Source organism: Exiguobacterium sp. SH0S1, assembly GCF_004337165.1.
GTDB lineage: Bacteria > Bacillota > Bacilli > Exiguobacteriales > Exiguobacteriaceae > Exiguobacterium > Exiguobacterium aurantiacum_A.
Map to the genome: position 1 here is coordinate 1 of NZ_SJVC01000022.1, position 407 is coordinate 407.

Annotated in this window: 1 pseudogene; it reads left to right on the top strand. The window is 52.3% G+C overall.

From position 1 onward, the window contains the following. A pseudogene (locus EVJ20_RS15090) lies at positions 1-407 on the top strand (hypothetical protein); the annotation flags it as partial.

Consider the following 407-nt stretch of genomic DNA (forward strand, 5'->3'; position numbering starts at 1 on the left):
GTACAAATCGAAGTCCGCAAGAAACGCACCTTTGTGAAACGCGATCCGCAAGAGGCTGAACGACTTGCAGCGGAAGAGCAAGCGCAGCGTGAAGCGGAAGAGCAAGCCCGTCGTGAGGCAGAAGAATCGGCTAAACGCGAGGCGCAACAAAAAGCTGAACGTGAGGCCGCAGAACAAGCTAAGCGTGAAGCTGCTGAACAAGCGAAACGTGAAGCTGCGGAAAAAGACAAAGTGAGCAATCAACAAGACGATATGACTAAAAACGCCCAGGCTGAAAAAGCCCGCCGTGAGCAGGAAGCTGCAGAGCTCAAGCGTAAAGCTGAAGAAGAAGCGCGTCGTAAACTCGAAGAAGAAGCACGTCGCGTTGCTGAAGAAGCACGTCGTATGGCGGAAGAAAACAAATGGAC